The sequence below is a fragment of the Desulfosporosinus youngiae DSM 17734 genome (assembly GCF_000244895.1).
GTDB lineage: Bacteria > Bacillota > Desulfitobacteriia > Desulfitobacteriales > Desulfitobacteriaceae > Desulfosporosinus > Desulfosporosinus youngiae.
The window spans coordinates 2,891,177-2,915,535 of record NZ_CM001441.1 but is presented as its reverse complement, the minus strand read 5'-3'; the positions used below and the strand labels follow the sequence as shown (position 1 = coordinate 2,915,535).

28 protein-coding genes are annotated in these 24,359 nt (G+C 41.7%); 5 read left to right on the top strand and 23 right to left on the bottom strand.

The genetic code is table 11. The annotated features are described in order from the left end of the window. Positions 1 to 44 precede the first annotated feature (44 nt). Positions 45 to 467 (bottom strand): alpha/beta hydrolase, encoded by a 423-nt coding sequence (locus tag DESYODRAFT_RS13500; protein ID WP_007783960.1) that lies wholly within the window; start codon positions 465 to 467, stop codon positions 45 to 47. A 156-nt stretch (positions 468 to 623) separates the two neighbouring features. Here DESYODRAFT_RS13500 and DESYODRAFT_RS13495 point away from each other — a divergent pair, with 156 nt between their 5' ends. Next, positions 624 to 818 carry a hypothetical protein gene (locus DESYODRAFT_RS13495; RefSeq protein WP_007783959.1) on the top strand — a complete coding sequence of 65 codons (195 nt, stop codon included), beginning with the start codon at positions 624 to 626 and terminating at the stop codon, positions 816 to 818. 66 nt (positions 819 to 884) lie between these two features. Beyond that, positions 885 to 1,955 (top strand): hypothetical protein, encoded by a 1,071-nt coding sequence (locus DESYODRAFT_RS13490; RefSeq protein WP_007783958.1) that lies wholly within the window; start codon positions 885 to 887, stop codon positions 1,953 to 1,955. A 440-nt stretch (positions 1,956 to 2,395) separates the two neighbouring features. Here the strand turns inward: DESYODRAFT_RS13490 and DESYODRAFT_RS29980 are convergent, their stop codons facing one another. The 19 genes from DESYODRAFT_RS29980 to DESYODRAFT_RS13395 form a co-directional block, all read right to left on the bottom strand. Continuing rightward, positions 2,396 to 2,479, bottom strand: coding sequence for a putative holin-like toxin (locus DESYODRAFT_RS29980; protein WP_366557028.1), 84 nt, complete (start codon positions 2,477 to 2,479; stop codon positions 2,396 to 2,398). Between the two features lie 184 nt (positions 2,480 to 2,663). Further along, complete coding sequence (locus DESYODRAFT_RS13480; protein ID WP_007783956.1) at positions 2,664 to 3,836, bottom strand: RtcB family protein; 1,173 nt, start codon at positions 3,834 to 3,836, stop codon at positions 2,664 to 2,666. 52 nt (positions 3,837 to 3,888) lie between these two features. Next, positions 3,889 to 4,509, bottom strand: coding sequence for a peptide chain release factor H (gene prfH, locus DESYODRAFT_RS13475; RefSeq protein ID WP_007783955.1), 621 nt, complete (start codon positions 4,507 to 4,509; stop codon positions 3,889 to 3,891). Between the two features lie 48 nt (positions 4,510 to 4,557). Further along, positions 4,558 to 6,138, bottom strand: coding sequence for a HEAT repeat domain-containing protein (locus DESYODRAFT_RS13470; protein WP_007783953.1), 1,581 nt, complete (start codon positions 6,136 to 6,138; stop codon positions 4,558 to 4,560). A gap of 92 nt (positions 6,139 to 6,230) precedes the next feature. After that, positions 6,231 to 7,340: a slipin family protein gene (locus DESYODRAFT_RS13465; RefSeq protein WP_007783951.1), complete on the bottom strand. Its 1,110-nt coding sequence runs from the start codon at positions 7,338 to 7,340 to the stop codon at positions 6,231 to 6,233. Between the two features lie 518 nt (positions 7,341 to 7,858). Then, positions 7,859 to 8,866 (bottom strand): WYL domain-containing protein, encoded by a 1,008-nt coding sequence (locus tag DESYODRAFT_RS13460; RefSeq protein ID WP_007783949.1) that lies wholly within the window; start codon positions 8,864 to 8,866, stop codon positions 7,859 to 7,861. Continuing rightward, complete coding sequence (locus DESYODRAFT_RS13455; RefSeq protein ID WP_007783948.1) at positions 8,853 to 10,136, bottom strand: WYL domain-containing protein; 1,284 nt, start codon at positions 10,134 to 10,136, stop codon at positions 8,853 to 8,855. Before DESYODRAFT_RS13455 ends, DESYODRAFT_RS13460 begins: the two co-directional genes overlap by 14 nt. Before the next feature lie 115 nt (positions 10,137 to 10,251). Beyond that, entirely contained in the window at positions 10,252 to 11,346 is a 1,095-nt protein-coding gene (locus tag DESYODRAFT_RS13450) for a DUF3102 domain-containing protein (protein WP_007783946.1), read from the bottom strand. Between the two features lie 213 nt (positions 11,347 to 11,559). Continuing rightward, positions 11,560 to 11,799: a DUF2922 domain-containing protein gene (locus DESYODRAFT_RS13445; protein ID WP_007783944.1), complete on the bottom strand. Its 240-nt coding sequence runs from the start codon at positions 11,797 to 11,799 to the stop codon at positions 11,560 to 11,562. Between the two features lie 36 nt (positions 11,800 to 11,835). Then, positions 11,836 to 12,060 carry a DUF1659 domain-containing protein gene (locus DESYODRAFT_RS13440; protein ID WP_007783942.1) on the bottom strand — a complete coding sequence of 75 codons (225 nt, stop codon included), beginning with the start codon at positions 12,058 to 12,060 and terminating at the stop codon, positions 11,836 to 11,838. Between the two features lie 140 nt (positions 12,061 to 12,200). Next, a complete protein-coding gene (locus DESYODRAFT_RS29975; protein ID WP_042338555.1) occupies positions 12,201 to 12,461 on the bottom strand; it encodes a DUF362 domain-containing protein in 261 nt (86 codons plus the stop codon). 71 nt (positions 12,462 to 12,532) lie between these two features. Next, positions 12,533 to 13,000, bottom strand: a complete 468-nt coding sequence (locus tag DESYODRAFT_RS13430) for a MarR family transcriptional regulator (RefSeq protein ID WP_007783940.1) — start codon at positions 12,998 to 13,000, stop codon at positions 12,533 to 12,535. A gap of 211 nt (positions 13,001 to 13,211) precedes the next feature. After that, on the bottom strand, positions 13,212 to 13,784 hold the full coding sequence (locus DESYODRAFT_RS13425) for an NADPH-dependent FMN reductase (RefSeq protein ID WP_007783938.1): 573 nt from the start codon (positions 13,782 to 13,784) through the stop codon (positions 13,212 to 13,214). 22 nt (positions 13,785 to 13,806) lie between these two features. Further along, positions 13,807 to 14,292 (bottom strand): ferritin-like domain-containing protein, encoded by a 486-nt coding sequence (locus DESYODRAFT_RS13420; protein WP_007783936.1) that lies wholly within the window; start codon positions 14,290 to 14,292, stop codon positions 13,807 to 13,809. 164 nt (positions 14,293 to 14,456) lie between these two features. Beyond that, positions 14,457 to 15,716 carry an MFS transporter gene (locus tag DESYODRAFT_RS13415; protein ID WP_007783934.1) on the bottom strand — a complete coding sequence of 420 codons (1,260 nt, stop codon included), beginning with the start codon at positions 15,714 to 15,716 and terminating at the stop codon, positions 14,457 to 14,459. A gap of 152 nt (positions 15,717 to 15,868) precedes the next feature. Then, positions 15,869 to 16,342 (bottom strand): MarR family transcriptional regulator, encoded by a 474-nt coding sequence (locus tag DESYODRAFT_RS13410; protein ID WP_007783933.1) that lies wholly within the window; start codon positions 16,340 to 16,342, stop codon positions 15,869 to 15,871. Positions 16,343 to 16,777: 435 nt separating this feature from the next. Next, complete coding sequence (gene pylC, locus DESYODRAFT_RS13405) at positions 16,778 to 17,980, bottom strand: 3-methylornithine--L-lysine ligase PylC (protein ID WP_007783932.1); 1,203 nt, start codon at positions 17,978 to 17,980, stop codon at positions 16,778 to 16,780. A gap of 82 nt (positions 17,981 to 18,062) precedes the next feature. Then, positions 18,063 to 18,884, bottom strand: coding sequence for a helix-turn-helix domain-containing protein (locus tag DESYODRAFT_RS13400; RefSeq protein ID WP_007783930.1), 822 nt, complete (start codon positions 18,882 to 18,884; stop codon positions 18,063 to 18,065). A gap of 581 nt (positions 18,885 to 19,465) precedes the next feature. After that, the gene (locus DESYODRAFT_RS13395) at positions 19,466 to 19,849 is read right to left on the bottom strand and encodes a winged helix-turn-helix transcriptional regulator (protein WP_007783928.1); all 384 of its coding nucleotides are present in this window, start codon (positions 19,847 to 19,849) and stop codon (positions 19,466 to 19,468) included. 171 nt (positions 19,850 to 20,020) lie between these two features. Between DESYODRAFT_RS13395 and DESYODRAFT_RS13390 the strand changes: the two genes are divergently transcribed. Continuing rightward, positions 20,021 to 20,407 carry a pyridoxamine 5'-phosphate oxidase family protein gene (locus DESYODRAFT_RS13390; RefSeq protein ID WP_007783926.1) on the top strand — a complete coding sequence of 129 codons (387 nt, stop codon included), beginning with the start codon at positions 20,021 to 20,023 and terminating at the stop codon, positions 20,405 to 20,407. 483 nt (positions 20,408 to 20,890) lie between these two features. Next, the gene (locus DESYODRAFT_RS13385) at positions 20,891 to 21,238 is read left to right on the top strand and encodes an ASCH domain-containing protein (RefSeq protein WP_007783925.1); all 348 of its coding nucleotides are present in this window, start codon (positions 20,891 to 20,893) and stop codon (positions 21,236 to 21,238) included. 81 nt (positions 21,239 to 21,319) lie between these two features. Here DESYODRAFT_RS13385 and DESYODRAFT_RS13380 read toward each other — a convergent pair whose 3' ends face one another. Together DESYODRAFT_RS13380 and DESYODRAFT_RS13375 are read right to left on the bottom strand one after the other, a co-directional pair. After that, positions 21,320 to 21,625: an AzlD domain-containing protein gene (locus DESYODRAFT_RS13380; RefSeq protein ID WP_007783922.1), complete on the bottom strand. Its 306-nt coding sequence runs from the start codon at positions 21,623 to 21,625 to the stop codon at positions 21,320 to 21,322. Next, complete coding sequence (locus DESYODRAFT_RS13375) at positions 21,615 to 22,331, bottom strand: AzlC family ABC transporter permease (protein ID WP_007783921.1); 717 nt, start codon at positions 22,329 to 22,331, stop codon at positions 21,615 to 21,617. The genes DESYODRAFT_RS13380 and DESYODRAFT_RS13375 overlap by 11 nt, the downstream gene beginning before the upstream one ends. Positions 22,332 to 22,447: 116 nt before the next feature. On the opposite strand from DESYODRAFT_RS13375, the gene DESYODRAFT_RS13370 reads away from it, so the two are divergent. Next, positions 22,448 to 23,353, top strand: a complete 906-nt coding sequence (locus DESYODRAFT_RS13370) for a LysR family transcriptional regulator (RefSeq protein WP_007783920.1) — start codon at positions 22,448 to 22,450, stop codon at positions 23,351 to 23,353. A 50-nt stretch (positions 23,354 to 23,403) separates the two neighbouring features. On the opposite strand, the gene DESYODRAFT_RS13365 is transcribed toward DESYODRAFT_RS13370, so the two are convergent. Further along, complete coding sequence (locus DESYODRAFT_RS13365; RefSeq protein ID WP_007783919.1) at positions 23,404 to 24,351, bottom strand: hypothetical protein; 948 nt, start codon at positions 24,349 to 24,351, stop codon at positions 23,404 to 23,406. Positions 24,352 to 24,359 lie beyond the last annotated feature (8 nt).

Genomic DNA, 24,359 nt, shown 5'->3' with positions numbered 1-24,359 from the left:
AGCCTTTTTCTGTTACAAATAAATTATAGCATACAAGCATCCAATTATGGGTGCTTTTTGTTATGTTTGCTCCCGCCACCAAGAAAGACCTTTCCTTTGAAAAGCTTCCGCGCATATGCCACAGTATCACGGAGATTCTCCAAATGTTCATCCCAACAAAAATCGCCTTTTCTGCGTGTGTTATATCCAAAGCCCTCCAAATCGGGAGAAACCACATTATAACATTTTTCCAATATAGGCATGATAAAAGGTAATAATAATCTGGAATAACCGGCAATCCCATGTGAAAAAACCAGGGTCGGTTTGCTCGGCTCTGCGGCTCTATATATCTCAACACTAATTGGCCCCTTTACAGAATCAATCGTTGTCACTTCAACATGTTTGTACCATTTGTCTATCAGATCCGCACCAAACCAGCGGGTCATATAGTTCTTCCAAAATTCATCATTGTGATACTCTATTTGCATATATTTCCTCCATAAAATCAGCGGCCGATTTATCTTCATCGATCAAAGGGTATGGCATCTGGTCATACTGTACCCTTCTGATATGTTGTCATAATTGGAACTGCCACACTTGTAGCAGTTCCAATTATTGAAGCCAATTTTGAAAGGTGGTACAATATGGATATAAACGAAGATATACATCTGCCTGAGAAAGGAAGAAGTGGTAAACTCATGGCAGCACCAATAACTTCAACCCCAGTTTTAAAAGGCAAGGACTTGGTTGATTTAGTAATTGATTTAAAAAAAACCGATACCAATAAAGACAGAAGACAAAAAGCATTAAACGCCCTTAAGATTGTTACGAAAGGGTAGTTTTCCTATGTTTTATCGAGAAGATGAATTTGAAGATATCTCCATAAAATCACAAAGGAGACCTCCATGAATTTTCAAGAGTTACAAAACCGATTATCCCAAATCAAAGAAATAGCCGTCATCAGCAGGAATGCCGAGATCGACGGTGTAATCTGCCATATCATAGGTATGGTGTGCCGTGACGATCATACTTTACAGATGTTGATTTTGCAATATGACGAGGCGTATCGGGAAAAGCTGGAGAATGCAGAAATTGCAGTATTGACCGCTTCCCCTGGGGAAGCGCTTACTAACCGCATCGAACAGCGGGGCGACAGGGACCTGGAACCCACCTTGCGTTTTGGCAGCGTGGAAAAGGTCAGCTTTGGCGATTTGGAACTGACGACCAATGGAGGCGACAGCAGCAAATGCGGTACAAAGCAATGGGATAAGGTAGCCTTGTTTACCCAATTTCTCTTAAAGGGCTGGAGTCCGGTGGGTATTGATACTAAGGATATTGGCGCCATGTTTTTGACGAATCTGACTTTCACGGGTGCGTATGACGCCATTCCGGCCTTTGATACAGAAGTACCCATTCGTTTTGCCATGCGTCAGGACAGCACACGCCATCTGGTGGAAATGCCTGTGACTTTGACTGTTGGCAGTGAGTACCCTGATAAGCTGTACTTCACGGACAAGATAAGCGGAGAGCAGCATTGGGTGCAGATTAACAGGGTTACCCTCTGCGACATGTGGGTGGAGATGGAGAAGACATTTGCTAATCCCCGGCTGAAGGAACAATTATCCCCGGAGGAAGTGGACCGGAGTAAAGGGGAATTTGAGAAGCTCCTTTCTGAAATGTGCCCTAAAGGAATGTGCTATCCGGTTATTGAGTATGAGTGTGAGGAGAATATCTTCCTTCAGTTTTACAGCAAGGGGTGGCTGGATGCGGAACCAATCCATAAGAACAGTGTTCTGGGCTTTTCCATGAAAACTGAGGAATCCATGGGAAAACTGGGATTTAAACTGAAAGGTGATATTATCCAGGAGCCAATGCCGGCGAATACCGTAAGCATTGAAGCAGAGTTATTCCACTATAGTCAGATTGGTAAAGCGGATGATATCCTGATAGCTAAGAATGTATATCCAGATGTCTAAAGGGAATTTATGAGGATTGCACCTATCGTTGCCCTAAGGGCAATGAGAACCGGATGTTATCATGTTCAGATAAGGTTATTGTCAACTAACCCAGGCCCGGATAATAAAAAAGTTAAGAGAGGCTGTTTTTTAAACAGCTTTTGGAAAATGATCCGGACAAAAAATCAGCCCAAGAGGACGCTTATTGAAGCCTCTGGGGCTGATTTGGATTTGGACAATTTGGAAACGAACTACTCGCTGGCCCTACGAACGTTCAAAGAGCGGATGAACATTTAAATTTTATATTGTCTAACACTATCAATAGTGATAGTTTGAATCAACTGTGGTATACTATAATCAAAGAGGAGTCATGTTACTCGCATGACTCCAATATAACAGCCGCTTAAAGAGCGGACGGCTTCAAAAGTACGGAATAGACCGAACCTTTGCTGTGAGGCGGTCTATTTCCGTTTATGGAATGAAAGTATTAACACCACCAATGTTGCAAATGAAATCATCAGCATCAAAGTTTGGTATACTTCCACGGCATCACCTCCCTTCGGAGGAATGCCGACCGCCCTGCAAGCCTTTTCTGTTACAAATAAATTATAGCATACAAGCACTCCATTTTGGGTGCTTTTTATTATCTAAAAAGACGTTTATATACCATCTCCACACAGCTTGCATATATCTATCACAATACATATAAATGATGTCTGAATATCTTTCTTAATGCTCTTCTCCTGCCTTAAAGTTATAAATCGGCTGAATTACTTTCACAATATCCGCTGTCGGGCCAATATTATTTACGATGTTATCCATTGTCTTATAAGCCATCGGACACTCATCCAAGGTTTCTTTATTGACCGAAGTCGTATACACATCCTTCATCTGTTTTTTAAAGTCCGAAAGGGTAAAGCTTTGTTTGGCCTTGGTCCTGCTCATGAGCCTGCCTGCGCCATGAGGAGCAGAACAGTTCCAATCCTCATTGCCTTTGCCAACACAGATGAGACTGCCATCCCTCATATTGATGGGAATTAAGAGTTTTTCCCCTTTCTTGGCGGACACAGCACCTTTTCGTAAGATCATCATGTCAGTGTCAATGTAATTATGAGTCGTAGTGAACTGCTCCATTACGTCTAATTTCATGCCCTTCACAATCTCGGTAATCATGGCTTTACGGTTGAGCACTGCAAACTGCTGGACGATTTTCATATCATGAATATAGTCCTCAAACAGGCTCCCGGTTACATAAGCAAGAGGAAAAGGAATCTTCTGGATTTCCTTATCCCGGCCTTCAGACTTTAAACGGTCAACGAGTGCCTCCATATCTGATTTGTCATTATGGTTTAACTGCTTATACCCTGCATCCTGATAATATTTTGCCACCTCAAGTCCCAAGTGGCGGCTCCCTGAGTGAACTACAACATATAAGCTGCCGGCCTCATCCTTATTAACCTCAATAAAATGATTGCCGCCACCCAATGTCCCAATACTTTTTTCTGCTCTGCCCAATTGCACTGCTTTATGACAACGAAGCTCTGTTAAATCAATTTGTTCGTTATACCGATGAGGTGTCTTCCGCACTTCAAAACCTGACGGTATATTCTCATAAATCAACTTATCTAACTTTTGCAGCTCCAATCGTTTGTTGATGATTGAAATGGTTTCCATACCGCAACCGATATCCACCCCCACTAAGTTAGGAACCACTTTATCCGTAATGGTCATCGTGGTTCCAATCGTGCAACCGGCTCCGGCATGCACATCAGGCATGACCCTAATTTTGCTTTCTTTTACAAACTCCTGATTACAAAGAGTTTCAATCTGTACAGCGGCCCCTTCTTCCAGAATATCCGTATACACCTTCGCTATATTATATTTCCCTTCTATTTGCAACATTTTTATCCACCGTTCCATTTCTATATTAAATAGCCTGGTCATATGTAGCTCATCAATTATCTGGTCTTTGTATTAACTTAAACTCCTTGCCTTCATAAACTCTCATCGGATTTCCTCTGGTAAGCAGGTTATGCTGCCTCCACATAGATTCTTTATGGCTACTGTTATTATCTTCATTTTTAGCTTCAATAAGGTTTGCCAACCGGGCAAGTGCCAGCTTTTTATTCATATATTGCGATCGTTCCTCACCTGAAGTTACCGTTAACCCAGTAGGAATGTGAACTGCTCTGACTGCCGTCTCTACTTTATTTACATTTTGGCCACCCGGCCCGGAACTTCTCATGGAGGCAATCTTCACATCTTTTTCCGTAAACTTGAACCTTTCAGTCGACTGATATACTTCAAGATTAATAAACCAATTCTTTCTCCGATGATTAGGCCTGTAGGGGCTTTGACAAATCCAGAGGATTGTACCCTTTCTGCTGTCAGTATCACTCTTGAATTCCTGCGGATCAATGGATAGAAGAACAGATTTATAAGTACCGTTATAATGTCCGGGTACCGAATCAATGACTCTTATAGTTTTGTTTTCCTTCAGTATTGTTTCCAGGAAAAGCCCTACTGCCAGTTCACATTCATCCGGACCTTTCCCTGAGCTGATTTGCATCCACATTTCCGGAACCTCCTTGACTTTAGAAAAGAAAATATCAATGTAGATTCACTATCTTCTGGTGACAAGAACAAATTGTAATTCTTTTAGGGCACTCTCGCTGATTAATCCTTTTAGGAAGATAGTCTCATAAAGATTGAAAATCGCTTTTTCTGTGTCTCCGTCTGGCTTAGAGTATAAGCTTGTAGATTTAGGCAACCAACTATTTAATAAAGTTCTTGCTTCACTCAAAACCGGCTCCTGCTCTCCAGAGATGGCATAAAGAATAGCTAGAAGAGCCTGCCACCCACCGTAACTATAAATTACTTGAAGTGCAAAAATTCGGGTATTAAGATCTTCGCTCTTTAATTTTTCTTTCATACCGGAAAGTATTTCAGGCATTTTTGTTTTTTTGAAAAGACGTTTTGCTGTTTTTTTAATCTTAGTCAGATCAGAATTTAAAGCGTCCAATACAAAACCAACGGTATCCACTTTCGATAGTTGCCACATGGCTATCAGGGAAGCTAGTCTTATTTTAGGCTCTTCATGTGTTTTGAAACCACAAATAATGTCAAAGTCTCTTTGGCTTCCTGTTTCCCCCAGCCCTGCAATAGCTCCCGGCAAAGGGTTCTTTATAATTTGCTGCCGATAGAATTCTGGAATATCTGTGATCATTGAATGTTTTTTTACGATAAACCTAGCGTCATCTCGCACGGAAGCAGACTCATCTACCAAGAGCATCTCTAAAATTCCTCTGAAATTCAGGCAAACACTATCTGCATGTTCCCTTAGTACTGCCGTTTTAACTTTAACGGATTTGTCCTGAAGCAATTTTTCAATAATCACATCTTGGGCTTGAGGTTCAAGAGTTTTTATTGCTACCACCAGCCACATCCTAACTTCAAATGATTTATCTTGAAGAGCAGAATTTAGGATGGTTTGATCATTGACAATCCTCTCCCTCAATAGCTGATAGCAAAATAGCCGTGTCTTAATCTGAGGATGTTTTAGCTTACTCTTAACTATCTCTTTAAAGGAATCAGCTTTGAGGAAATCTTCAACTTGTATTTTTATGCGGTTAAGATCCACCCGAACCGAGTCTTGCAATTTATTAATCAAATCAAAGTGATTGATAAAAGGATCTATGTTGTCAGGAATGAACATGTTTTTAAGAAGATGCTCCGCCAGATTTCTTACAGATACAACCCAATCATTGAGCCTTAAAAGAATATATGGAACAACACTTGGGCTTTTTACACCAGATATTAATTTCAAAGCCTTCTCCCGTACATAGCCATTACTGTTGAGTGACGCAATACCTAGCAGGTGAACGGAGATATCGGTCTCAAACTCTAAAAGTCTAACCAGGCTTTTCTCATCTATTCTAGTGTATTTAACTTGATCGTAGATGCGGTTCCAGTCCTTAACCCCAATTTTACTCATAATTCCTGCAGCTATTTGGGCAGCAGTTAAAGCGAGCTTTGTATTTTTTATAAAAATTAGAGGAAAGACATATTCAAGATCCTTTGGATCGATATCTTTGCTTAACCAAAGCAAGGCATCTATTTTATCGTTAACCTTCGGAAATCCGAATATTTTTAGGGGTTTAATTAGAGTCTGATGGGCAGAGTATTTATCAAGATATTCCATCATTAATTCCCCTTCTTTTCCGATTCCCCTCCCGAAGGAAGGAAATCTCTCCTACAAGCCATTGGTTCTTCGGAGAGATTTTTAACGAGCTCTTATTAGTTCATTGCCTTCGCCGAGAGCAAATTGTTCAGCTGTTCGAGCAAGCTGCCTCCGCCTGTAAGGGATATATTTCCGATCTTATCACAAATTTTTTCTAGGAACTCCAGTTCCTTTAAGCGATAAAGAGTCTGGTTTTCCTCCATCAGCTTTGCTGTATTTAAAAGGCTTCTGGTGGAAGCAACTTCCTCTCTGCGGGTGATGACGTTGGCTTGGGCTTTCTTTTCCGCAATCAACACGGTATTGAGGATTTCTTTAATATCCCCGGGCAGAATAATATCTTTCACCCCAACAAACATAAACTCTACACCAAAACCGGAGCTTTTCTCTTGGAATTTTCCAAGGATGTAGTTCCCTATTTCCTGCTTTTTCAAAAGAAGATCGTCTAACTTTAAGGATCCAATATATTCTCTTAAGATGAGCTGTAAAATGATATAAAGCTGTTCCTCAAAGGACTTTAACTCAATGACTTTTAGAGGATCGATAATTTTGTACTGACAGACAAAATTCAATCTTAAGGTGATCTTGTCTTCCGTCATAATTTCTTGACCCGTCATATCCATCTGCTGCTGTCTAAGATCAACATTTTTAACGGCAATATGGACCGGACTCTTCCAGAAGAAATATCTGCCGGGTTCCAGTATCCGTTGAATTATATTGTCGTAATAGAGAATCCCTTTCTCATAGCTTGCAACTTCGCAATAACTCAAAAAACCGGCCAGCTTCGGGCTACTGTAGACTGAAGGGTCTATATCCCCTTGGACTTCGGGATTGCGTATGTCTATGATGATAAACTCATGCTTTTTCATGACGTTCCAGAATGCATATTTTCCTGGCTTCAGCACCTCAACAAGCTTATTATCTTCAAAATGAATAGCAATCTCATAGTCCTGGATATCGACAACTGTGAGTTCCTGCAAAAGTTCATGATCTCCAAGAAACAGATTGATGTTTTTACCGTTCGTTTCGAAAGTTTTGTTAACATCTGATGTCACTACCTGATATTTAAGCAATGGATTAAAATAATGTTTCCCAGGTTTTAAGCATTTCGTATAGTTACCGTCTTTGAATAATAATCCTCTTTCATCATTCTTAATGCTTACCTTCATTTTAATCCATCCTCTTTCTTAACAATTTTGCTGAATCTTTTTTGAGAACCCCTGCGAAACCTTAGCGGAGTACTGCTTAAGGACAGAGTTACCTATCTTGGCCATGATGAATTGCTTATGCCTCAGACAAGTTTAGGTTCGCTTTATCCGGTATCCGCGCACTTCATGGCTTAAGTCCCGCTGTCTTTGCAGAGATACTGCCCAAACGTGGGATTCTCTCCAAAGATCCAATCTTCAGGTGACCATTGAGAGCTAACCATAGCTTCAGATCCTTAAATCTGATGGGGATTCGAACCCCTTATAGCCGAAGGCTCTGCCACTGAGCTAATTACCTTACGGTAATGGAGGAATCGAACCTCCGTTCCTCGGTTCTTGAGTTCCATATTCCGATACCGGCATACCTAAATCTTAAGAAGTCAGGCACCGTAAGATTATACAGAAATCTATGTAAAGGAATTAGGAACATTTTTAGTATAGCGGGATAATTTACCGGTCAAAAGACAAAAAGTTTGCAACATTTATCTTGTTGCAAACTCTAATGATTTTCTTACCCGGCTTATTATTTCATCAGCGATTCTTTGCGGGGATGTTACCTTGACATAGGGTCCTAACGAAATAATACTCCGTATTAAATTTTCTTCTTCAAATAGGTAGTAATGAAGCTGTAACTCATATTTATTATTGCCTAAATGTTTTGCGGATCTCTCCATACCGGAAAAACACATAAAACTTCTTTCCATCGCTCCCTTTTTATCCGTAACTTCTAAGACAATAGGCTCTTGGGAGTATTTTTCGTAAAGTAATGCCCTCGCGGTTTCCCGATCTATGGGGACCTTCTCGTTGACGATCCTTAGGTTTGACAGCGTAAAAAGGTTGGCCATAACCGGCCTGTTATCATCAAGGGAAAACATGGATATTCGGAATCTGCCGTCTCTCATTGAATATTCAAGGCTAACCGGCACGGCCAGTTTATTCTTATGAAGATTCCCTTTTCTATCTTGGTTATCATAGCGAATAGGCTTTTCTTGAATTAACGCTTCTAAGAGCAATCTAAAATTAGCTTGGTAAATATCCGGCTGAGAAATCTCCGGCAGCTGAATGATATTGGTCATTTCCAGATAGTCTTTTTTAAGCGGTGTATCAATGTCACGCAGAATGGTTTGAAGTTGTGCCAAAGTCTCGTCACTTAAAATCATTTCTATTCCCGGTTGGCTAAGCAGCGCTTTTAGCCATGCTTTTTCCAGGTTTGTAAAACGAATCGGCAAGGGTCTTTTTCCGGTATCTCTAAGGCACGGGAAAAACAGATCATTCTCTTGTTTTAATAGATTGAAATTATTGTCTTTGTCCCCGGTATTTAAGACGAGATCAGCAAACGTGCATTGATTTTTTCCGATAACTTTTTGTTCAAATTCTCCCTCATCAATGATTTTTAAAATCTCATCTTTAGTTTTTCCGGAGACACATTCGTTAATAATTCTAAATACCAGCTGAAAATATCTGTTTTTTACTTCATCAAACAATTCCATAGGACAAAAGAATCTCCTTCCAGTCTGCTGCAAGCTTTTCGGCAAGCTCAGCACTTTCTAAGACCCGGATGTTTCCGGCATAGCTTCTCAGCCAGGGAATCATTTCACCACTGTCACTAACTTTCAGGGAATAGTGATAGCAACCTTCCTCAATTTTCTCCATTTTCCCACCGGGTGCTTCGTTTTTAATCTTTTCAATTAAATACCTCTCTGAGGATTCATCAATTAATAATTCCAATTTGATGTTTTCCGGTTTTTTTCCATCTGCCAAAGCTACACTGGACCAAGTGTATTTCATACGTTCTTTGTAATTTTTGTCATAATCGTCCCTGCTGAAGGATTCCTTTTGCAATTCAATGCTCTCGATCCTATCCAGCCTTGAAATAATGCACTTACCATAATTATTGAAGGATATTAAATAAAATCTGCCATGACGTACATCATATCTTATTTTGTAAGGTGCTAGGACTTTATAGGTGTTCTTATCTGGTCTTTTTGCTGTATGATAGTGAATTTTAATCTTTCGTTCCTGATGAATTGCCTTCAGAATCTCCCAGAGGATCTGTTCCTCAATTACAGGATGAAAGTGAACAGACTTGTAATTAAACAAGTTAAAAGTAACGCTGCATTCTCTTTCATAATACAAATAATCCTGAAGTGTTTGGGCGCAGAAATAACCGATAGTTGTAGGAAAAATAATATTTTTATAAAGATCAATGACTCTGAGTAGCTCCAGTAACTGGTCGTTGCTTAGTTGTTCAAATATATCCGGTGCTATATAGTACTGTTTTGTCCTTTTCTCCGTAGCACAAGAAAGGATACCGATTCCTTTAGACATTTCATTGAGTTTTCTTTCGATTGTCTTTACGCTGATTTTTTCGAAGTCTAAATGGCCATCCTTAATTAGTTCATCGACTATAGCGTTTACTGAATAAGGAGTATTTTTGGACTGAAGGTACATCAGAATCAGCAGATACAAGTACAGGTCCGACCTTGTAAAACTTTTGGTCATAAAAGTATTCACAAGGAAGTTGTCTGTATGCCTTAAAAAATCGTAAGTAAGGCTAATGAGCTTATACCGTCCATCTTTATCGACTTTCACATATTTCTTTTCGACGTACTGCTGAATACGCCGTATTTCATAACTAACTTTCCTGGGGCTGACATTTCTTTTAGTTTCGAGTTCGTCAATCGAAAAACATCCATATAAAAAACAGTCTCTGAGAATATTTCTAATGGTATTATAATGTTTAATAAAATCGTTAAACATAATGCTCCTTATACAATAAGCCATTTCTTCTCGGTATTATAAATAATTGTAGATGATATTTATGAATATTTCAAATACTTAAACCAGGCGTGATTTTCCAGCACATAATTGCTTTTTAAGTCATTTTAATCGCCGGAGGCCATTGGCTTATAATTTTGGCCATGTTTTCAAGGAAGGATTTGAGCTGCTTGCGCAGTCTCTCCTTCATCTCCTTATCCTTCCTGGCCAGCACGGTCAGCAACAGCTTGAGCTGGTCAAAAGAGCGGTGAATATTGCCGCGGTGAAATTCAAACAGGGATTCGGCCTGCCTGATATAGTATTCGGGATCGGCGTTTTCAAACCCGGTGGCCGTAAAATTGGGAAATTCAGGCACCGTGAAATCGGAAGCGACGAGCACGGGAGCAGAGGAGCGCTGGCCGGCGGAGCGAGCTTTAGCGGGCGCTGCCTCTGGGGCGGCAGGCCTTACTGGCGCTGCTTCCGGGGCAGCCGGTTCCGTCGTCTCGGAGGCTGGGTGGGATTCAGCGCCTGCTTGGGATATGGGGAGACGCGCAGTTTGGACGCTTTGGGCGGCCGCCGGCGCTTCTTTTTGGCTCTTGCCCGAACTCGCCTCTTTCCCTGCGGCTCTCGTCCGTCCTGTCCTGAATTTCGACGCTGCCTCTTCCACCCGCTGTTCCAGGCTCCGGACCTGGTCGGCAAGATCACTGATTTTAGCGATCATGGTGTTCAGCGCCTTTTCCAGGTCGGCGATCTTCTGCAGAGCCTGGTCAATCTTTTGCAAAGACGGGGTGTGCTCCTTCTCTCCGTCAGCCCCGGCAGCTCCAACGGCCCGCTTAAGTTCACGGGAAGACATGTTCCCGACATCGTTGTGCGCGATAAAGTCCGCCCGCAACTCTTCCGGGACGTCGAGGAGGATAAGGGCGTTGGTGTAAGTCAAATTAGACAGCGCCGGCCAATTTGGATTGGATTCGAGGTCAGGAGAAGCGCCATAAGCTTCATATAGCTGAATCAGCCGCCCGGCTGAGCGCTGGGAATAACGGACCGACTCAGCCAGCCATTTGCCCCATTCCCCGTACCTGACCAGGGCCTTGGCTTCTTTCAGACACCGACCGATCTCCATGGCGTTGGCCAGCAGGGTCGTTCCGGTGCGATGGTTGATTATATTTATTTCATCCGCGATAATCCCAGGGGTACGTTCCGTCATAGAAGTCATCCGAGCATCAATCCTTCCTGGTTGCTTTCTACAGATTATGTGCTCAGGTTTAAGAAGGTGAGGACTTGCCCGCGGAAACCCCGGAATAAACAACCGACCACAGGAATGGCGGCCAGTTGAAGATGCTTTCAGCCGGCCGCCATTTTTCGATTTGGTTTATTTATTAGAGTATGGACTGGGCTTTAACCGGGTTTGCGCCGATATCAAAACAATTTAAGCGATAGGTGGATCGAATATATCCTCAGTCACTGTTTCTACTATTTTTGCATCCCGTTTGGCGACGAGGTCGCCATCGGAAAGATCAAAAATATTCTTTTCGATAAGGAGATCCATGACCTGCTCAACTTCCGCCTGCGTCAGGTCCGCCCTTGGCGAGGGCAGCGTCATGGTGAACGTGCCTCCTCCGGCGACGGTGAAGACGAGGCGAACAACTTTCTGGGTTGCAGTGGGCATGGATAATCACTTCCTTTTTACCTTAAATATCGACATCTACTCTTCAGTGAGAATATAACTGCTGTTGCGGCGTATCTCTGCGATGGGGTATTCCACTAAACTGAAGAGTGCTATGGCGACTGCGTAAACCTCTTCGATAGCAGCGCTTTCTTTTACTTTCGCCAGGGATTTCTGGCGGGTAAGGGGAATGCCCTCGGCATCCATTCCGGTTTGATACCGCACCACCATAGCCGTTTCAGCGTGTGTTGAATTGATCGGCATTATTTTCTCCTTTCGCATCTCAGCTTGGCAATCGTCTCTTATAGCGGCGGCAAACTCTTGTGAGTAAAAGCCAGTCCATGTTTCATTATATGAACTTGTCCGAAAACGGTGACAAAGCCAAAATCAAAATGTGCTTGATACTAAACAAAATCCAATCTTTGTATTGCCTTATACTTGCACCACTTCATACAAGTTCCGCATTTTATGCACTTTTCTTCATCGATCACATACACTTTTCTGCGCTCTCCGCTGATCGCCCCTACCTTGCAAATTTTTTTACACCTATCGCAGCCCCGGCATTCATCAGCGTTAATCTGATATCGATAGTGAGCTGGGACTGGATTTGTTTCTGGCTTCTCGTCTGCTTTTTTAATGAGACGAGACAATATATTTTTTAGCATGGTGTACCCACTTTCTTAAGCATTCGTTTCCGCCGCCGATTCTGTGAAATTTCTCTTTACCTCGGTATCACTTACCAGCCGGCCTTGTCAGTTTTATCAGCCGGTTTGCCGTTAAAAAGACCGTTAATATCTGTGAAAAACCGTAATATTGCAGCTTGCTCATCGTCACTGTAGCGTTCGAAAAAGGACAACCACTCTTCTCTGAGTTGGTTGTGGAGTTGTTTATGCTCGTCATAGACATATTGTCCGCTCTCAGTCAGCCGAAAGTAGATTTCTTTGTTGTTGTCTGGCTCCTGGTAGCTCTCTATTAGGCCTTTACCTAGCAGCCTTTTGCTGATTCTGCTTATGCCTCCCCGGGTCAACCCCATTTTTTCGGAAATTTTTGTTACATTCGGATGGTCCATCATACCAATACAGTCAATACAATGGACTTCCGCAAGGCTGATGTCATCCAACAGCCCCTCTCCTTTATGCTGGAATACGTCCGACTGCTCCTGCATTTTAGTAAGAATATCTAAGATTCTTAGCGTTTGATTCATACGGCTCTCTCCCTTTTGTTGACATGGTAACAATAACAAGGTTAATATATCGCGTTTTTGTTGCTGTGTCAACAAAAAAAGTGCCCTTCAGCTTCATTAGAAACCAAAGAGCACTTTTTGCCCGTAATAATCTTTTTAAGTAAATACAATTATCTACGTTATCCGCTTTTGATGCCGCTAATAATATTGACGAGAGCAGTGGTTTCCTGGATTAACTTCTTTCTTGGCACTCCTTCATTTCCCGTGTTTTATCCACCAACGCCTGTAAAAGTTTTGTAATAGCGTTTCTGCTGTACTCGTCAATTAACTTTCCGCTGGGATCAAACTTCGTGTGCGCACTCATAATGAACACTTCCGGCTTATTCAACGGCAAAAGATTGAGTACAACGCAGACCTGACGCAGATGGTACTGGACGCGAGCTCCGCCAAATATGCCGGTGGAAGCGCTCATGATCGCCAGGGGTTTTCCGCTTAACGGCAATTCCGTACCGCGGGACGCCCAATCCAAAGCATTTTTCAACACCGGCGGTATGGAATAGTTGTACTCGGGTGTGGAAATCAGGATGGCGTCTGCCTCGTCCAGTTTTCTTTTCAACTGGACGACGACCTCAGGGACCCCTTCTGATTCCAAATCTTCATTAAAAAACGGAATAGGCGATAAATCTACTATTTCCAAATTTGCCCCGGCAGGCAACAATTCTTTAGCCGCGTTAAGAGCTGCCTTATTATAAGAGTTGCGGCGCAGGCTTCCGGTAAAACCAACGATATTAATAACTTTTTCCATTAAAACATCCATCCTTTGCTTGTCAATATTCTTCCCTGATCCCGAACTCCGCAGATTCTACCCATTCTTCCGACCGACTAATCAGTGCTACCAATTCTTCAAGCGTTTCATAGTGATATTTTTCTTGCTGAATTAAAAAATCAAACACTTCTTTTACCTGTATATCTTCCGCTTTATCCGACAGATGCGTATATAGGTTAATACTTTCTTGTTCCAGCTTTAACGCTGTTCTGTAAAAATCCAATTGGCTGGGCAGCATCTTCCCTGGAACGTTCACATCCTTTAAATCAGCAAAAATGTTTTTGGTTTCATTACGTATGTTCGTATTCGTTAATTCAAATGGCAGTCCATTCAATTTATTTTTTAGTATTTCGGCATGTTTCTTTTCATCCTCTGCCATCAACAAGCACACCGAACGCAACGGGTTATTTTCGTTTATTTCCATTTGTCTGGCGTAATACTGTTCTCCATCCAGTTCCATTTTAATTGCAAATTCCAACGGATTCATAAATTTCCCTCCTTATACCTTCTAACACTTCAGTATTCTCGAATTTTATTTTAATTATAAATTAATTGTTATTAAAAATAAACCCTTCTGGTAGAAATAGTTTCGCTCACCTTGTACAAATGCGTCACCAATTATCTCCAGCATATTGATTCCTGTGATGGCATTCAGAAAAACGAATTATTTCGCGAAGGGTCTCCTCCCTCAGTGCCCTTATACAAAACCGGTATTGCCGCTGCTATAAGGATCATACCCATAAAAGCGGGTGCGGCATGACCAAGTGATACATAGATCTGACCTCCAATGATAGGCCCAATTATTCTTGCCAAAGCCTGAATAGATTGGCTGCCTCCTAGAATCCTTCCTTGTTCATGAGAATCGACAGACTTGGAGAGCATCCCATTGAATGAAGGCCCGAAGATCGAATCACCAAAACCAAATATAAACATTCCAGCGATTAAAAGAGGATAGAATGAGAACAAAGCCGATGCTGCAATAAGACTGTAGCCTATAATCTCCGAAACCATTCCAAGAATTGCAATACGAGCATCATTAAATTTCAGCAAAAGCTTTGGCATTATGAAACCTTGTGAAATGATGTCTTGGACGCCTATAATTGAAAACATAAGTCCGATCAGTGCAGGCTTCCAACTGAATGTATCCATTGTAAATTGTGAAAAAACTGCCTGTAAAGATCCGTTAGGTATCCAAAGTAAGAACGCTGAGACAAGCAGCCTTTTTAAGCTTTTTATAGAAAGTATGTTTACGAGCTGTGTGAATGGATTCAGTCTTACAAAGGTAATTTCTTTGAGTCTATTATTCTTGGCAAGGCTCTCAGGCATAAAAAAGAATCCATAAGCAACATTTAATAAAGTTATGATTGCTCCAAAATACAAGGGTACAGAATAACCAAACTTGGCAAGTAATCCGCCTAGAGTTGGGCCGATGACGGTGCCTGCACCTACAACCGCACTCATCCATCCAAAGTATTTGGTTCTCTGTTCTGGAGGAATGATGTCAGCAAAATATGCGAAGATAGTGCTTATGCTCCCGCCTGTTATACCTTCTATTATACGCCCAGCAAATAGTACCCATAGAGCCCCACCTATGCCAAAAACTAAGTACCCGATTGCGGAACCCAAAAGACATACTAAGAGCAAAGGACGACGGCCATATCTGTCGCTCAAAGCTCCAAGTCCGGGGGCCGCCAAAAACACGCAGACTGCATAAACAGAGGTCAGCAGTGTAACAACTATAGCTTGATCTCCCGGATTGTTTATATAAGGCTGCACCAGGAATGGAACGACCGGTGCTATAATACTGAAGCCTATTCCGCAAAGAAAAACAGACATAAGACCGAATATTAAAGCCTTTTTATCTACGGTTTGTTCTGTATTCTGTTCATTTTGTGATCTGAATTTGAACACTTAAATTCTCCTATCAAAAGCCATAATTTTGAGTCCTCGGAAACATATTTATCCTATCACTATTTTGTTTCCTTGTCCACAAAAAATAACCATAAAAAAGCAGCCTGTTCTCAATAGAGTTAGGCTGCCTGTGTCATTTTCATTATTCAAATTTATTCCGAGTTAGTGTCTACACCCTGTTTCTTTATTTCTGCATCCAAATGTCTACTATACTTTTCCATGAAGCTAAGCATACTATCAAATTGTTCCTCGGTTACCTGCTCAAATACAGGTTTATCCCGCTCTTGAAACTCTTTGTGCAGTTCATCATGGATTCTATAAATCTCTTTCCCTTGACGAGTCAAGCGAAAATAGATTTCTTTCTTGTTATCTGTTTTCTGGTAACTTTCGATATAACCTTTTTTAATGAGCTTCTTAGTTACTTTACTTATGGCGCTTCTAGTCATATAAAAGGACTCCGCAAGTTTTGTCACGTTGGAATCTACATTTCTTCCAATGTATTCAATGCAATGTACTTCAGAAGACTTATAACCCTTAAGACTCTCTTCCATCTTAAGTTTATTAAGCCAAACCATCTTATTGTATAAGTCCCTGAAACTCAGTATGACCTGTTCTTCTTTGTTCATGGCCTGTCCTCCCACCCGTTGGTGCATGACAATATTATATTAAATTTTCGTTTCTATTTCAAAAAGGAATTTATTTGGTAATAAATATTGTCTAACACTATCAATAGTGATACTTTGAGCCAACTGTGGTATACTATAATCAAAGAGGAGTCATGTTGGACCCATGACTCCAATGTAACAGCCGCTTAAAGAGCGGACGGCTTCAAAGAGTGCGGAATAGACCGAACCCTTGCACAGAGGCGGTCTATTTCCGTTTATGGAATGATGAAATCATCAGCATCAAAGTCTGGTATACTTCCACGGCATCACCTCCCTTCGGAGGAATGCCGACCGCCCCGCAAGCCTTTTTCTGTTACAAATAAATTATAGCATACAAGCACTCAAATTTGAGTGCTTTTTAATATTTCAAAATTCAAGGCTGAATCATTAATATAATCACCTAATTGTCGCGTGTTCAATAGAGCTAAATGACGACACATCCCTCTGCAAGCAATAGGCAGATTGATCGAAGTATTTCTCTATCCCCCACTCGTCTTTGATTGCCCGGATGATAGTTTCTCTTTTTAACCAGGCCTCTTGGCTGTTCACCCCGGTGATAATCAGTGTTGCCACCCAATCCGTTTTACCCGGAGCATAGTTTGAAATTGCTTCATCTGCTCCATAAAAATACGGATATAAATAAAGCGGACCCGCTTCAGCCATAATGTGCTCACCACAGATCTCAAGTTTATCATTGATTATACGGATGTGTTCGAAAATCACGCTTCTTTTCACGAATACATCAAACTCTTGCCAGGGCTTACCTTGTACAAAGGCATTACCGATTATCTCCAGCATATTGATCCCTGTGGCATGATAGACTGAGATTGGAGTTTGGCTAGGCAGACGAGCATCAATTTCAAGAACCTTTAACCTTCCTTGATGAAGTATAGTTTCAACATCCATAATTCCTTCAAGATTCAGACTTTGGGCTAACTTTAGTGCGACGGATTCAAACTCTGCCCTAAGCTCTTCCGGTAAAACAGCTGAACCCACCACTCGTTTACAATCGTAGATTTCGTCCATATGTAGTTCCGTGACTTGAAGAACTTTATAAACTCCTGAAAATCCCATGACTTCCAACGAGTAAGATGGCCCTTCAAGATACTCCTCTAATACCCAATCCTTCAAACCATTCTCCAATAATTCTTCGAACTCTTGAGCATTATTAAGTTTGTAAACCCCTTCGCTCCCGCTGGCACCTGAAGGTTTCGCAATGATTGGATAACCGCATTCCGGCCAGGGTACAGGAGCCGGAACTCCTATTTTAGCAAACAACCGGTTAGAGTCAATTTTTGAAGAAGAAATGGCATAAGCATCCTTATCAAATAATAAAGGAGTCTTGGTAAATCGTGCACTGCGTACCAGACTATCTAAGGCTTCTTGATTCTCAAGAGCAGGGATAATGAGATCAACCCCTTTAAGGATTGGCATCCACTCCAAAATTTTTGTAACGTCGAGCAAATAAAATTCATCACAAAGCACCGCCGCAGGAACTTCCGATGTTTTATCAATGAGAAGAACTTCCCATCCGGCTTTCTTGGCCAGATAAGCTGCCTCAACTCCCTGCAGTTTTCCACCTACTATCGCAACCCGCATATCAACTCACCCTTCGTCTCTCAAGCACTTTGTATTAATTGTTAATCAAATCCTTCACTTTGTGGATATAAGTTATATTCGGTCATAACGTATATTGTCTGTACCTACTTGGAGTAATTCCCTCAATCTTTTTGAAAACTCTTGAGAAATAGGTAGGATCTTCAAAGCCGCTCTCTTTAGCAACCTGTGTAATACTATATTGAGAGTCCTTTAACATTGTTTTAGCGTTTTCTACTCGCGCTTGAGTAATGTATTCCGATATTGTACAGCCAAGATTCTGTTTAAAAAGCCGGCTGATATAACAGGGACTTAGATAAACTGTTTGGGCTATATGTTCAATGTTTATCTTTTTTCGGAAATTAAGTTTTATAAACTCTGCGGCTTTCTGAATTTCCTTGATATTCTTTTGATACATATTAATGTCAGGCAGATTCATATAGGTTTCCAACATATCCTTAGTCCGGGCGCAAATTTCTTCAGTTGTTGTTATTTCAAGCAATTCCTGATAAAATAAAAAATTTTGCTGCAAAACCGCATTTAAGTTGGCTCCTCCGCTTACAGCAGCTCTTGAGATAATAACGACTAGTTCAATAACTCTGGTTTTGAAGGCATCGAAGTGCTCATAATTGACTTCGGCAATATCAACTAATAATTGCTCCAATAGCCTCTGAGCTGCTCGCTTTTCACCATTTCGTACCATCATTTTAAGCTCATATTCTTTATCCAGAGAGTTAATACTCATTGCTCTTGACTCAATTATTCGCATGGCAACTTTGGAACGTTCGCGAGCCTGTATTTCTTCAGCCAGTCTCAACTGCTGATCTGTACAGTCCCTGCTTTGCGTTAAGACCTTTGTACCGCTTTTCAATAATTCATTTTCAAACGCAATATTTGCTTGAATCACCTATCTCACCTCCGTAGAAATTTCTCACTCTAGATTTTTTGTGTCTTTTTACTCATTTCCCAAAGTCAATAATGATTTTAATATAAATGTATAAATGGCGAGGAGTACGGGAGTTTCACCCGTCTGCACGAATTTAGAGTCCGTGTGATCTATCCGATCTACCCCCCATGTTAATTTAAGTTCATTTTCAACTCGATCTAACCCTTTTCCTTAATTCCTTTAAGGATTTCATAGATCATTGTCGCAACATCAATCAGCCCCTTATTTTTGAATGTTGTTCGCCTTGCAACTTTCCGTTTAATAAACTGCCCCCCTTGAGGCACCGTTCCCCATGATTTAATGAAGCAGATCTTAGGCGTGAGTTGATACCATTAATAAATAGCAAAAATCATGCCAAAATAAAAGCAACCCCAAAATGCCTGTTCAGTGGCATTTTGGGGGAGTAAATATTATGAAAAGTCTAAACTCGTCAGAATTTACTACACCAAGTTTCTTAATTTATCAAAACTGTAATGATACTCTTACATAAAAATTTAAATTCAGTGCAAAAATGTACCGGAATCATTACACACCCTAACCGTTTAGGTATCGCATTTGTAATCGCATTTTTGACATTGGGAAAGGATATACTCGCTGTTCTCCCGGTGGTATGCCCCCGACCATCTGCAAATGCTTTGCAAAATAGGTACAACGGATCTTCCCTTATCCGTCAGGCAATATTCTACCCGCGGCGGAATTTCATCAAATGGCTGTCTTTGAACAATTCCGTCCGCCATTAACTCTTTTAAAGTCGTTGCCAAAACCGCGTCCGTGATATTGGTCATTTCCTTGCGCAGAGAGCTGTAACGCAGAACCTCTTTCTCTGCCAGAACACAGATAATCCGTGATTTCCATTTTCCGCCGAAAATGTCCAAGCCATATTCCAGTGGGCAGCGAATATCTTTTTCTAACTTGGGTTTATACATGCTGACCATCCTCCTGTATCGTAATTATAAAAGGCATACTGTGCAAAAGCTAGTAACTATGAAATTTATGAGTAACTCATAAATTTACGGGTATCTTCAAATCACACCGCAGCTTGCCTATACTTTACTTAAGCTCAAATAAGAGCAAATCATATAGGAGGGGTCGTTCAAATGAATGCAAACGTAGTGAAGCTTCTCAAAGAGCAGCTGTGGTTTTTGGGTACATATTCGGATGAGCCGAATGCCGTACCAGTAGCTTTCAAGGATGTTACCGAAGATGGCAAACTAGTGGTAGGTGATGTATTTTTGGATACCACGCTTTCCAACATTAAAGAAAATGGTAAGATAGCCATTTCTGCCTGCAATGGAGCGACCATGGAAGGATATCAGATCAAAGGCAAGGCCGAGTACCTGACGGAGGGCCCTGTTGTGGAGACGTTCAAAAAGCTTGTCTCGGACATGTTCAAAGGGGCTATGACTGCCAAGGGTGCGCTTATTATCACCCCGGAAAAGGTTATTGTCACTACCCCCGGCCCGGATAACAAAAAGGTTATCTGATCACAGGCAAAAAAGCCCTTTAGGTTGTTCTGTAACTAAAAAACCTTGCAACTGCATAAGCTGCAAGGTTTTTTAGTTGCTTGAAACTAACAAAGGATATACCCTTTTTTACAAATATTAATAACTGGATTATACCCTAGATGGAATACGTATTACACTTTATCCAACGACTGCGAAGCAACTATCTCATTCTTTCGTTCGCGCCAGCACTACGAGGCTTTGGCACGATATGTCGTAAAGCAGCCTGGACTGAAATCTTTAGGAAACTGACATAGGGGTTGAGTAAAGCTCACTGCCAAGGACTTAAATCCGTTATTGTTCAATAGTATTACTCTGAAAAACTCTATCAATTATATAGGCTGTCCGGGCAAAAAGGAACTTCGGGTCAACTTGGCCCGAAGTGGTTGTGATTGTGAAGTTGAGGAAAATGCTATATGATAAATTTTATATGTATGTAAACAGGAATTTTCGGAGGTGTTTCACATGAGGCATAAGATGGATATTAATCCTTCACCATTTTCTAAAATTGAAAGTGGCAAAAAAACTATTGAGTTGAGGCTCAATGATGAGAAAAGGCAAATCGTCCATATTGGTGACGAAATCGAATTTATAAATACGGAAGATATTGAAAAAAGATTACTGACCAAGGTTCTGTCTATTCATAGATATCCGTCATTTGAAGAACTGTATAAGTCTTTGCCTTTACTAAAATGTGGATATTCGGAAAGGGACCTATCAACAGCAAAAGCAAGTGATATGGACATTTATTATTCAAAGGATGAGCAGATACAATATGATGTTGTTGGAATCGAAATTTCGATAATAAGTTAAGTACTATTTTGTCGTTGTGGATGGATTATATACCTCAAGTCAATAATGTAAAGAAAACGTTCTAAACGTGGCGGGGATAGTTCACACCATCAGCTCAATAATAAAGACCGTTAGACAGGCCAGGATGGAAACCTTGAACAGACTGCCGCCCCGGTAGGCCAGGATTAAGGCCGCGCTGAATCCTGCCAGGGCTGACCACAGGCTTGCCGTGGCGCTTAAGATCGCGGGAAACGTCATCACCGCCAGGGTGACATAGGGTACATAGTACAGAAAGGATTTGAGATACACATTCTTGATTTCCTTACGCATGAGAATCAAAGGAATGAGTCTGATCAAATAGGTAACACCCGCCATGACCAGGATATAGAGATAGGTATTACCTCTCATGGGCAGCCTCCTTCACCGGAAACAGGAGTGCTGCCATTCCTGCTATCAATACCGTCAAAATAATGATTTTGAATCCCTGGGAGATTTGATTTAGGATAGGCAGTTGGGCAAACAGCAAACTCAGCAGCATGGATAAGACAATGATTCCCGTCAACAGCTTGCTGCCCTTAGCCGGCGGGACAATCACAGCGATAAACATCCCGTACAAGGCGACGCTTAAGGCGCTGATGATCCTGGCCGGCAAAATTTCTCCTGATACTGCCCCGCAAAAGGTACCCAGCATCCAGCCAGGTATACTGACACACATCAAACCGTAATTGTAAAAGGGATTCAGTTTGCCTTCTTTGCAAACGGATACCCCGAATATTTCATCCGTAACGCCGAAGGCCACCAGAAAGCGATGGGGCCAACCGGCAGTTGTTTCAAATTTTTGGGATAGGGAGCAGGACATCAGGCAGTAGCGCAAATTTATGACCAGTTGGGTCAGGGCCATTTCCAGATAAGTGGCGGAAGTTCCGATTAAAGCCAGTGCTCCGAATTGTCCGGCTGAGGTCAGGTTGGCCGCAGACATGAAGACGGCCTGAAAGGGCGTCAGCCCGGCCTTCTTCGCCATAATGCCGAAGGTAAAAGAAACCGCGAAATAGCCGAGAGCGATGGGGATACCGTCTTTGATCCCGTTTTTCCAGGGAATAATCTTGTTGCTCATTGAAACTTACCTCTGATCAATCATCATTTCTTTTTATCATACTCTCCCCTCTTGACATAAGTAAAACGAATTTTCATAATGAATATATAAGTTTTTCTAATGTATTCGAGGTGGATATGAACCGCTATCAAGCTTTTATTAAAATTATGGAAACAGGAAGCTTTACCAAAGCCGCTGAGGAACTGGGTTACACCCAATCCGCCATCAGCCAGATGATCCGCGCCCTGGAGCAAGAACTCTCCACCACGCTCTTTTTGCGTTCACGCAAAGGGATCACCCTGACGCCTGATGCCGAGGAATTTCTGCCCTATATCAAGGCTGTCTATCATTCCCACCGGGAGCTTGAAGAAAAACACCGGGAAATGCAAGGACTGCAGAAAGGAATTGTTCGTATCGGCACCTTCTCCAGTGTCTCCAGCAATTGGCTGCCTGATTTGATCAGGGATTTTAAAGCCAGGTACCCTTCCGTCTGCTTTGAGCTTCACCAGGGAGAGTACACCAGCATTGCCCAGTTGATTAAAGAAGGCAGCGTGGATTTCGGCTTTGTCAATCCCGATGCCCAAGCCGTATCCGAACTCAAGACCATCCCCCTCCAGCAGGACGAAATGCTGGTGGTCGTGCCCCAAAACCACCCCTTAACCCGCAAAGAGAAAATTTCTCTCCGGGACTTGGTGGATGAAGCCTATATCCTCTTGGATGAAGGGCAATTAAGCGTGCCTTTGGAGTTTTTTAAACGGGAAGATCTCCACCCCAACATCCAATACCGTGTTCATGACGACTATACGATTATGTCTATGATTGAAAGCGGCTTAGGGATCTCTATCCTGCCGAAATTAATCATCAGCAGGTCCCCTTATCATATCGCCACCCTGGAGCTCTCCCCGCCGATTGTCCGCACTATTTCCCTGGCTTTTAAAAACAAGAAGGTATTGCCCATTGCCAGCCGCTACTTTATGGATTTTATTGCCGAGGAGTATGGAAGGAGTTCTTCATTATTGAACCGGCGGTGTAAAACATTGTAAAACGTATTTAGACATTTTTGGAGAATTTTTTACACTACAACTTCTGCTGCTTACTCAAAAGCCTTTAACTCAAAGGTCTCCTGCTTGTTATTCCATTTGACGGTAAGCTTATGAATAGCATCTTTTGAAGGTATAGGACTGCTCCCATGAATGATGGTTCCAAAGCCGAGTACTACACCGCCATAATTTAAGGCCATATCCTTTTCGCTATATCTCCTTGCATTAAACCCGTCAGAATGCGTAACGCCAAATTTACGGCCTGGACACTCAAAATCATAACTAAAATTACCCTGAATAGTACCCGCATCCCCTTTAAACTCCAGTATGGGTTGCTCGTGGGTCCAGCTATCATAATTGATAGCTCCTTTAGCATCGGTCCAAAGGTTATCATAGTAGTTGACTATGAGTTTCCCCTTCCAATTTTCTCCTTCCCCTTGATAGACGATTTGGTCTCCTTCGTTTAAGTTATAAAAAAACCATTTTTCCAAGTTCTTTAGTCTTGATGAAATTTTCTGTACATACTCTTCACTGGAAAAGGGGCGTAAACTAAGAACGGTGATGGTATTTTTGGCGGCATAAGCCAAATTATGATTTTCTTTTGACGAAAACATATTTGTATTTGAATTGCCGCTGTATTGCCTGGTGGATTCTTCCCACTGATCATAGGCTGTATTCCTCTCGCCCACTGAAGAGAAATTATAGATAAACAGCATTCCGTCGAAATTTTTGACTTGATAAACCTCAGGCTCAACCTGCCCCATCTTATAGTCGGCGGGGTCAACCGTCGAATTTGAGGTTAAGCTCAAACCCGATCCTTCCGCAGTACGCTTTATATCCTTAACTGATAAAATATCTTTTTTAATTTCATTTCCCAGTTTATAGCTTGCAAGACTGATCCCAAGGCTGGTGAAGACAATTAGAATGAGCCCGATGAGAGCAGTTGTTTTAAGTCCTCCCTGCCACTTCTTATCACTCCCGGGTAAGGATTCTGTTTTCATTTGCCCAT